A 9,863-nucleotide genomic window follows, 5' to 3' on the forward strand; every position below is an offset into this window, starting at 1 on the left:
TACAGCTTACAGCCTACAGCTTACAGCCTACAGCTTACAGCTTACAGCCTACAGCTTACAGCTTACAGCCTAATAAACAAAACTAAGTCATCTCAAACAACAAAAGCTACCCATTAAAGATAGCTTCTGTTGTAAATGTTGAATCTGAAGTGTACTACCCAAAAGATTAGTATTGCTCAGTAGTTGCGAAGAAAAATGCACCTTCAATAGCCGCATTTTCATCAGAATCAGAACCATGAATAGCATTGGCGCTCAACGATTTTGCGAAGATTTTACGAATAGTACCCTCGTCAGCCTTTGCTGGGTCGGTAGCTCCAATAAGTGTTCTGAAATCGAGAACTGCATTTTCTTTTTCAAGAATCATTGGAACGATAGGACCAGAAGACATGTATTCGCAAAGATCAGCGTAGAATGGTCTCTCAGCATGCACTTCATAAAATTTGCCTGCTTGAGCTGGAGTCAACAATGTTTTTTTCATTGCAATAATCTTGAATCCTGCTTCCTCAATCATTTTGATAATTGCACCTGAGTTACCATCCGCTACTGCGTCTGGTTTAATCATTGTAAAGGTTCTGTTAGTAGCCATAAAAATGGGTATTATTTGATTTTTGTTTAGTACAAAATTATATCCGATTATATCAAGTTCCAAGAATATTCCAACAAGCCTCCAAGGAATTACTATACGGTTTTGTCGGATTCATATACTCCTAGCTTGATTTACAAATGATTACCTTCCGAATATAGCAATTTTAAGCCAAAATCACTCGAATATTTCAAAAATCTCTAAGTGATAAATTATAAACTGTAAACTATTCTCTAACTTTGTGGGCTAAATAACTAAAAATAAAACTCTTTTAGGAGAAATCACTAATAGAATGCAAAACTTCGAAGCCTTCCGTGAGATAATCGCCACGCCACAGAGGATTGTGATTACTACTCACTTCAAACCAGACGCAGATGCCTTGGGGTCATCGTTGGGTTTGGCTGGCTACCTCAAGAAAAAAGGTCATCAAGTACAGGTAATCACTCCATCCGATTACCCTAAGTTTTTGAACTGGATGCAGGGGAATGATGAGGTTCTAAATTTTGAAGACTCAAAAGCTCACAAGCAAGCCATACAATATATCCACGAGGCCGATTTGATTTTTTGCCTCGACTTTTCTGCCTTGGCTCGCATCGAGGCTATGGCAGAGTACGTAAGAAATGCAAAGGCAACCAAGGTAATGATAGACCACCATATCAACCCTGAAGACTTTGCTACCTTTGTATATCACGATACCAAAGCATCGGCCACAGCTCAGTTGATTTATCAATTAATCGTTTTGTTGGGAGATAAACACCTCATCGATAGCGCTATCGGCGAAAGCCTATACGCTGGTATCATGACAGATACTGGCTCGTTCAGGCATCCAAGCACAACGCCAGAGGTACATCGTATCGCAGCTGATATCATGGAACTTGGGGTAAATACCAATTTGGTGCATCGTCGAATCTATGATAGTACCTCGGTAGAACGCCTTAAGTTTTTAGGATTTGTATTGTCCGAAAAAATGGTTGTTTTACCAGAATACAAAGTGGTATTCTTCGTTGTGACCGCCGACGAGCTCAAACGATTCAATTCTCAAACTGGTGATACCGAAGGTATTGTTAATTATGGATTGCAAGTAGAAGGCACGGTTATGTCGGTGATTATTGTAGATCGTCCCGAAGCAGTAAAAATGTCTTTCCGCTCTATCGAACAGTTTGCCGTGAATGGTCTAGCATCCAAATATTTTAATGGAGGAGGCCATAAAAATGCAGCAGGCGGAAAAACTACAGGTTTGGGAGTTGAAGGAACCGTCGCTAAATTGTTATCAATCCTTCCCGAATACAAAGAAGAGTTGTTGAAAGCAGAATAAATTCAAAAGCTTATGCTCTGCTTTTAATTTTGACAAGAGTTAAATTAATTTTTTATAATAAACAGAAAAATGCTTAAAAAACTTACCATGGTTATGGCTGCTGCTAGCTTAGTAGTTGCATGTAACAAAAATCGTGTAGAAGTAATTGAAAATGTGAAGATTCAAATTCACAATCATGATGATAAGGCAAAGAAATTGAAAGATGGCGATATCATCACATTTACCGCAAAAATTTACAATAGCGCAGATTCATTGTTACAAGAGTCAACTGTAGCTAATCCAGCTCGTGCTATGGTGCAGCCTGCGGGTGCATCAGGCTTTAAAGGTAGCTTCGAAGATGGTTTGAGATTACTTGCTCAGGGCGACAGTGCAACAATATATGTACCTGTAGACTCACTTGCAAAAGGTGCTCAGCAATTACCTCCTTTTATCAAAAAAGGAACAGACTTGAAATATGCTGTTAAAATCTTGAAAGTACAAACTCGTGCTGATTTTGATAAAGAAATGGCCGCTAATGCTCAAAAAGAAAAACAAGCGGCTGAAGAGCGTAAAACACAACTTCCAAAATTGATTCAAGATTATATCGCAAAATCAGGAAAGACCTTCAAAACTACTCCTTCAGGCTTGTATTATTCAATCACAACAGAAGGTACTGGCGCTAACCCTAAAAAAGGAGACGTTTGTAAGTGTATGTATGTTGGTAAATTCTTGGATGGTAAAGTATTTGACCAAAGCAAACAACCAATCGATATGCCAATCGGACAAATGATTCCAGGATTTAACGAAGCATTGACCTTGATGAAAAAAGGTGGTAAAGCAACATTCGTTATTCCTCCAGCTATTGGTTATGGCGAGCAAGGACAAGGCCCAATCCCAGGTAACTCTGCTTTGGTATTCGAGGTTGAAGTAATTGATTTCACTGCATCAAAATAATATCAAGGTTGTAAGTAATTATCCGATAAAAGTGTAGGCGGTATTCTCGGATACATCTTACACTTTTGTCTGTTTTTGGAAATCCCTTCATACTAAAGTGCAAAACTGCTAATTTTAACAGTTTTTAACAGCCAAGTAGCACTATTCCACAATTGCTTGTCGTTATTTTACACTATGAAAGACTGTCTTTGAGATGTTGTTATTGTCCAATAGCTTTATTCTTCAAAATTTTCAGTCAAAGATATTCCAAGCTAATTTTTAATCTAACAATCTGTAATTATCATCAAAGATGAAAAACATCAAAAGTTTATATGTGCTGGGGCTGTTTGCGATTGTAGTGCTAGTGAGTTCATGCTTATCGACGATCGTTCTAGAAAACGACGAAATCGTTAAGCAGAACGAAACCAAAATTCAGACATATTTAAGTTCACAGTCATTATCATTTACCAAAGCAACGAATGGTATTTACTATGCAGTTACTGCGGGCGATACTAGTGGGCGCAAATCCTTAGCGACAGGAGATACAGTAAGAGTTCAATATGTTATATCGAGATTGGATGGATTTAAATTGGATAGCTCAACACAGACAAAACCATTTGTATTTATGTACGGTGGTAGTACTAGTATCTTTATGAAAATTTTACCTCTAATTCGTGAAAGTCAGAAAGCTACTTTTATTATACCATCAACACAGGCTTTAGGTTCACAAACCTTCCCTAATTTGCCCGCCAACTCTCCAATCAAAGTTGATGTCAGTTGGTTTAAAGCATATAGTGAAAATGCTGATATTGATAGATACGTACTTACCAATAAGCTGACGCTTACTGGTAATTATAGTAACGGCTTAAGATATATTCGTACACAAGAAGGTACTGGTGATTATATGGCTAGTGGTAAAATCGCTAAAGTAAAATATACGGGTAAGTTACTCAACGGATTTATCTTTGATTCAAATGTTGCAAAATCAGATACATTCAAAATTACAATCGGTGGTTCTTCGGCAATCACAGGTTTTCAACGAGGAGTAGAGTTAATGAAAGTTGGAGAGAAAGCAACGCTAATTTTCCCTTCTTCTATTGGCTATGGTACTACAGGCTCTTTACCCAAAATTCCAGGAGAATCTCCATTGATTTTTGATGTACAAGTTTTAGCAGTGGGCGATAATTAATAGTAAATATTATCAAAAGAGTTAGAAATTAGAGTAAGTAATCCTTTTAAAAGATAAAGTTGTAAGGAATGGAGGTTTTGATACAACCATTTTGCTAGCTTTGGAGTCTTTAGGATAAGATGCTCTAACATCTAACTCTTTATTTTTGAAAGGCAGATGTATGCAATGGCATGACATTATGCAATTTTAAACCCCAATTATTGTATTTATTATGAAAAAATTCTTCTGGTTATTAACGATTGGCTGCGCATTTTTGATGACTTCGTGTATGAGTAATGGCGACCCTGACCCTGCAGCTACCGAGAAGCTTAAGCAAAATGAAGCAGCTGTAAAAAAATATATTGCCGACAATAACCTTACTGTACAGCAACATGCCTCGGGTTTTTATTTCCAAATCAACAACTCAAACCCATCTGGCCGTGTTCCAGTGGTTGGTGACTTGTCGTCTATCAATTTTGTTATCAAAAACCTTGCAGGTACCATCGTCGATAGTTCAAGAGTAAATCAGAAAATTGCGTATGATTATATTTTTGGAGCTTATAACAGTGTTTTCAACTATCCTTTGAGTATCATGCGTGTAGGAGATAAAGGTAAATTTATTTTCCCCCAACTTCAAAGTAATGGCGATCCTGTGATTATTGAGATTGACTTATTGAGTACACTCACCGAAAATGAGAATATTGATAAGTATATCGCAACAAAGTTCCCTCAATTATCATTTACCAAAACCTCTACAGATTTGCGATTTGCGGTAACTAGCGCTAATCCTAGCGGAGAGTCTTTGACGGCAGGCAAGAAAGTAACCTTGAAATACACAGGAAAATTACTTTTTGAAATGAGAAAAGTGGATGCGAATAATAAACTCTATTATGATGCTCAATTTGACGCAGGTACTATGGACTTTACTGTCGGTGCAAATGCCACCATCAGAGGGTTTGAAGAGGGCGTTGCTAGAATGAAGGTAGGAGAAAAAGCCGTGTTTATCTTCCCTTCAAACATTGGGTATTCAAGTAGTGGTAGTGTAAATCAAAGTACAGGTGTATATGTGATACCTCCTTATTCTTCATTACAATTTGAAGTGGAGGTAGTTTCTGCAAAATAATGACAGTCAGGGCAGTACTCGACTGTTTTCTTTGTAGTTTTACAAAAAGTATCAAAGCCTTCTTCTCAACAGAGGAAGGCTTTGACATGAAAAGTATAGCCCGAAACTAAAATTTGAATGATTATGTTGAAAAAGTTATGTTTTGCAACAAACAATACCCATAAGTTGCAAGAAATTCAAGCTATGCTTGGCGAGCAGTTCGAACTCATCTCTCTCGAAGCTACAGGCTGTAAAGAAGAATTACCCGAAACAGGTAATACCCTTGAAGCCAATTCTCTACAAAAAGCCCAATACCTGTTTGATAATTATGGTAATATCAACTGTTTTGCCGACGATACTGGATTGGAAGTTGAAGCGCTTAATGGCGAGCCAGGGGTGTATTCGGCCCGATATGCAGGCGCACACCGTAGCAACGCTGATAATATTGCATTACTTTTGACCAACTTGAAGGACAAAGCAAATCGTAAAGCAAGATTTAGAACTGTTATTACTTTGATTTTAGATGGAAAAATTCACCAATTTGATGGAATCGTAGAAGGACAAATAATAGCTGAGCTGAGAGGCGAAGGTGGCTTTGGTTATGACCCTATCTTTGTGCCAGAGGGGTACGAACAAACATTTGCAGAAATGAGCATGGAACAAAAAGCCAGTATGTCACACCGTGGACGAGCTTTTCAAAAATTAGTCCAATTCTTAAAAGAATTATCGTAAAGATTAACAACCTCTTTTTGCTTTTTACAAAAGTATCACAATTGTTTTGCTCCAAAAGATATTCAATTCCTAGACACAATCATTTGTATCGTTTTTTTCGTACATACAAAGCGTTCAGTGTCGCAAATATGAAATTTCATTAGGTCTGATGCTCGACTTATCTTCAGTAAGTTGGAGGGGAATATGTCTTTGGATTGTCATATTAATAAATTGTATATTTAAGTTTCTTTTTCCAAATTTGAATAAAAAATCTCTTTAAATTATTGGCGCTAATAGCCAACTGTTAAGTTTCCGTTTATAAAATATCTAATCACTGATTTAAAGCATTATCGCCGTCTTGGTATTATTCAAGAAATGTTAAAATCAAAATCACTTGTCTTATACATGTGCACAAAAAACCTCTTTTTATTCACAAAAATTATAACCATTCTAATCTTAACAACCCTAACAACAAAAGCACAATTCGTCATAAAAGGTAGAGTTACAGATGCAAAAAATGGTGATCCACTTCCTTTTGCTACAGTCGGTATCAAAGGTAAAAATATAGGTGCTCAAACTAACTTTGAAGGTATATTTACCATTCGTGCAAAGGAAATAGGCGATTCTCTATATGTAAGCTCGGTAGGATACAAGACACGAATGAAAGCGCTTGATAAAAATGCTGCAAACCAAACCATCGATTTTCAGCTGGCAGCTGAGGCCAAATCATTAGATGAGGTAATTGTTTATTCGGGTGAAAATCCAGCTTTTAAAATTCTTCGTAAACTTCGCGAAAACAGTGAAAAGAATGACCGTAAGCGCCTATCAGCCTATGAGTATGATTCTTATTCAAAAATGGAGCTGGATGTGGATAATATTTCAGAAAAATTCAAGAAGAAAAAAGTAATGAAGCAAATCCAAGGAGCTATTGATAAATTCGAAAAAATAGCAGGAGAAGATGGAAAAGCTGTCATTCCAACTTTTATTTCAGAAACAGTCTCTAAATATTACTACCGCGAAAGTCCTTCTCGCAAAAAAGAGATGATTGTTAAAAATAATGTAAAGGGAGTTGGCGTAAAAGAAGGTGGGTTTGTGTCGCAGCTGGTGGGAGGAAATCTATTTGCTAACTACAACTTTTACAGCAATTATGTAGCATTTTTAGGAAAAGATATCATTTCGCCAATTGGCGAAAACTGGAAAGGAGCATATAAGTGGTATTTGTCTGATACTACCGATATTGATGGGCATATCTGTTACGGAATGGAGTTTGACCCAAAGAATGACAAAGATTTAGTGTTTGTGGGGAAGGCTTATATAGATACAACTACTTACGCATTGGTACAGATAGATGCAACGGTTGGAAAAGAGGCAAATATTAATTTTATAGACAAAATAAAAATATCACAGGAGCTCACCCAAACTTCGGAAGGAGCATGGTTGCCTGTCAAAACACGTTTTTTGATAGATATAGCCGAAATATCAAAAAATTCGGCAGGTATGCTTCTCAAAATGTATATCTCCAACAAAGATTTTGTAATCAATCAGCCCAAGCCTTTGCCTTTTTATGATGTGCCTGTAGAGGTAGCAGAGGATTCGAAAGAACCAGACCCAAAATACTGGGAACAAGCTCGTCATGAGCCGTTTAGTGCTCAGGATGTTCTGGCCTCCAAACTGATAGATACAGTGAGGAATGTTCCTATTGTAAGAACCTACGTTGAAGTTGCGGAAATAGTAGCTAGTGGCTATAAACGTTTTGATGGGATTGAGATTGGCCCATATTTATATTCAATTGCCTTTAATCGTATCGAAGGAATGCGCCTGAGAATGGGCTTTAGAACGAATGCCTCTTTTAGTAAGCACTGGGTTTTTAGAGGTTTTGCAGGCATTGGTACGCGCGATTTGAAAATGAAGTATGGAGGCGAGGTCAATTATATCTTATCGAGAAGACACTGGACGGTAGCAGGCTTAAGGCACGCCTATGATTTGGAACGAGTTGGCCTTACTCCCGAATTGATTGGTGATAACAAAGTTTTCTATGCTTTTACACGATGGGGACTGTATTCAGGAGCTTTCTATCGTCGCGAAAATGAGGCATTTATCAAAACCGAACCTACCAAAGGAATAACCCTCTCGGCATCTTTGATACAACGAAACTTTGACCCACTTTTTGCATTCAAATACCGGACTGACCCCGAAATGGGTAAACTTTCGCCATCGAGAGATTATTATGACGATACATTCTTAACGCTTGAGGCTCGTTTTGCTAAAAATGAAACTTTTATTATGGATGGTAATGAGCGTATTACACTCGACACCAAGCGCGTTCCTGTTGTGACTTTATCTTACCAGAAGGGACTAAAAGGGGTACTTAATGGAGATTTTGATTATCATAAATTTACGGCAAAAGTATTTCAAACATTTAGATTAGGAACCCTAGGGCGTTCTTCCTATTTGTTAACTGCGGGCTACACGCCATCTAATTTGCCCGCTCCTTTGTTGTATCCGCATTTAGGAAACCAAACGATATTTTTCAACCGTGCCGCATTTAATACGATGCACTATTTCGAATTTGTGAGTGATAAGTATGTTTCGCTACAGTATAACCATAATTTTGAGGGTTTACTATTTAATAGGATTCCAGCTATTCGCCAACTCAAATGGCGTCTTTTAGCAACAGCAAATGTACTATTTGGTAGCCAAAAACAAGGTAATCAACAACTAATGGATGATGCGATGCCGATATTTAATCCACGCCATCCTGCTAACATGCTAGAGTCGAAGTTTAATTTCTCAAGCTTGAATCCTAATGTACCTTTTGTTGAAGTTGGTTATGGAATAGATAATATCTTTAAAATTTTTAGGCTTCAGGCATTCCATCGCCTTACCTATCTCGATCATTTGTCGCCTTCAGGTAAATTACCAGATAAGTTTACAATCAAAGGTTCTGTACATTTTTCGTTTTAAGTTATTCGCTCCTATTGAACCAAAAGTTTGATAGGAGTTTTTTTTGAAATGGGGCTTTAGGGCTTCGAAATAACCAGACATCGAAAATGTCATAGATGAATATAGTTTTTTTGCGATAAGGTATTTACTTTGTACAAAATGTTTCCTGAAACACATTTACACATTTTAAAAGAAATGAACCTAAGGGAATATACGTATTAAGTAATTCGTATTGTTAAGTATTTTCCGCCATTTATTTAGTGAAATTTCCTAAATTCCCATTGGTTCATTTCAAATAGTAAGAAGCCACTTACATACCTCCTAGAGCCGAAGATATTAGCTAAGAAATTTTGATGATAGATTGATTGTCAAAAGTACCTTTTTGACCAAATGTAACTTTGCGGTTTGAAATTGAGTTATTGTAGATTCATAATTTTAGAATGCGCATTAATGGCGGTTTGCGATTGTCTACAAATAAGGATTCTTTTTTGTGATTATTTCTGTTCTACGGTCAATTGGGATATTACCTAAAAATTCGAAATAATCGAAGCGGTAGTATTATCATTGAAGTTCGAAATAATCGAAGCAGTATACTGAGCGCCGAAGTTTGAGATAATCGAGGCTGTTTTGTGGTTAAGGTTATCGTGGTTGTTGTTGAATTTAGCCACAGTAGACTTATTGATAGCGAGTTTGTTAGTTGTGATAGATTTCATGGCAATAAGAGATTTTAAGTTTTGAATGTTGTGTTAAAGTGAAATTGGGGGCATTGCTTAAAAATTCGAAATAATCGAAGCAGTAGTATTATCATTGAAGTTCGAAATAATCGAAGCAGTGTACTGAGCGCCGAAGTTTGAGATAATCGAGGCTGTTTTGTGGTTAAGGTTATCGTGGTTGTTGTTGAATTTAGCCACAGTAGACTTATTGATAGCGAGTTTGTTAGTTGTGATAGATTTCATGGCAATAAGAGATTTTAAGTTTTGAATGTTGTGTTAAAGTGAAATTGGGGGCATTGCTTAAAAATTCGAAATAATCGAAGCAGTAGTATTATCATTGAAGTTCGAAATAATCGAAGCAGTGTACTGAGCGCCGAAGTTTGAGATAATCGAGGCTGTTTTGTGGTTAAGGTTGT

General features: G+C 37.1%; 9 protein-coding genes. 6 read left to right on the plus strand and 3 right to left on the minus strand.

From position 1 onward, the window contains the following. Positions 1 to 166: 166 nt before the first annotated feature. Positions 167 to 586 (minus strand): nucleoside-diphosphate kinase, encoded by a 420-nt coding sequence (locus ACOVQ4_RS06335; protein WP_421819810.1) that lies wholly within the window; start codon positions 584 to 586, stop codon positions 167 to 169. A 289-nt stretch (positions 587 to 875) separates the two neighbouring features. Here ACOVQ4_RS06335 and ACOVQ4_RS06340 point away from each other — a divergent pair, with 289 nt between their 5' ends. The 6 genes from ACOVQ4_RS06340 (at position 876) to ACOVQ4_RS06365 (ending at position 8,755) form a co-directional block, all read left to right on the plus strand. Next, positions 876 to 1,898, plus strand: a complete 1,023-nt coding sequence (locus ACOVQ4_RS06340; RefSeq protein ID WP_421819811.1) for a DHH family phosphoesterase — start codon at positions 876 to 878, stop codon at positions 1,896 to 1,898. 69 nt (positions 1,899 to 1,967) lie between these two features. Then, complete coding sequence (locus ACOVQ4_RS06345) at positions 1,968 to 2,831, plus strand: FKBP-type peptidyl-prolyl cis-trans isomerase (RefSeq protein WP_421819812.1); 864 nt, start codon at positions 1,968 to 1,970, stop codon at positions 2,829 to 2,831. A gap of 289 nt (positions 2,832 to 3,120) precedes the next feature. Continuing rightward, a complete protein-coding gene (locus ACOVQ4_RS06350; RefSeq protein WP_421819813.1) occupies positions 3,121 to 3,999 on the plus strand; it encodes an FKBP-type peptidyl-prolyl cis-trans isomerase in 879 nt (292 codons plus the stop codon). Positions 4,000 to 4,210: 211 nt separating this feature from the next. After that, positions 4,211 to 5,101 (plus strand): FKBP-type peptidyl-prolyl cis-trans isomerase, encoded by an 891-nt coding sequence (locus tag ACOVQ4_RS06355; protein ID WP_421819814.1) that lies wholly within the window; start codon positions 4,211 to 4,213, stop codon positions 5,099 to 5,101. A gap of 117 nt (positions 5,102 to 5,218) precedes the next feature. Continuing rightward, entirely contained in the window at positions 5,219 to 5,812 is a 594-nt protein-coding gene (locus tag ACOVQ4_RS06360; protein WP_421819815.1) for a non-canonical purine NTP diphosphatase, read from the plus strand. Positions 5,813 to 6,196: 384 nt separating this feature from the next. Then, positions 6,197 to 8,755, plus strand: a complete 2,559-nt coding sequence (locus ACOVQ4_RS06365; protein ID WP_421819816.1) for a DUF5686 family protein — start codon at positions 6,197 to 6,199, stop codon at positions 8,753 to 8,755. Positions 8,756 to 9,261: 506 nt separating this feature from the next. Here the strand turns inward: ACOVQ4_RS06365 and ACOVQ4_RS06370 are convergent. After that, the gene (locus ACOVQ4_RS06370) at positions 9,262 to 9,447 is read right to left on the minus strand and encodes a hypothetical protein (RefSeq protein ID WP_421819817.1); all 186 of its coding nucleotides are present in this window, start codon (positions 9,445 to 9,447) and stop codon (positions 9,262 to 9,264) included. A 57-nt stretch (positions 9,448 to 9,504) separates the two neighbouring features. After that, entirely contained in the window at positions 9,505 to 9,690 is a 186-nt protein-coding gene (locus ACOVQ4_RS06375) for a hypothetical protein (protein WP_421819817.1), read from the minus strand. Positions 9,691 to 9,863: the final 173 nt, after the last annotated feature.

Source organism: Flectobacillus sp., assembly GCF_049240685.1.
In the GTDB taxonomy this organism is placed as follows: domain Bacteria; phylum Bacteroidota; class Bacteroidia; order Cytophagales; family Spirosomataceae; genus Flectobacillus.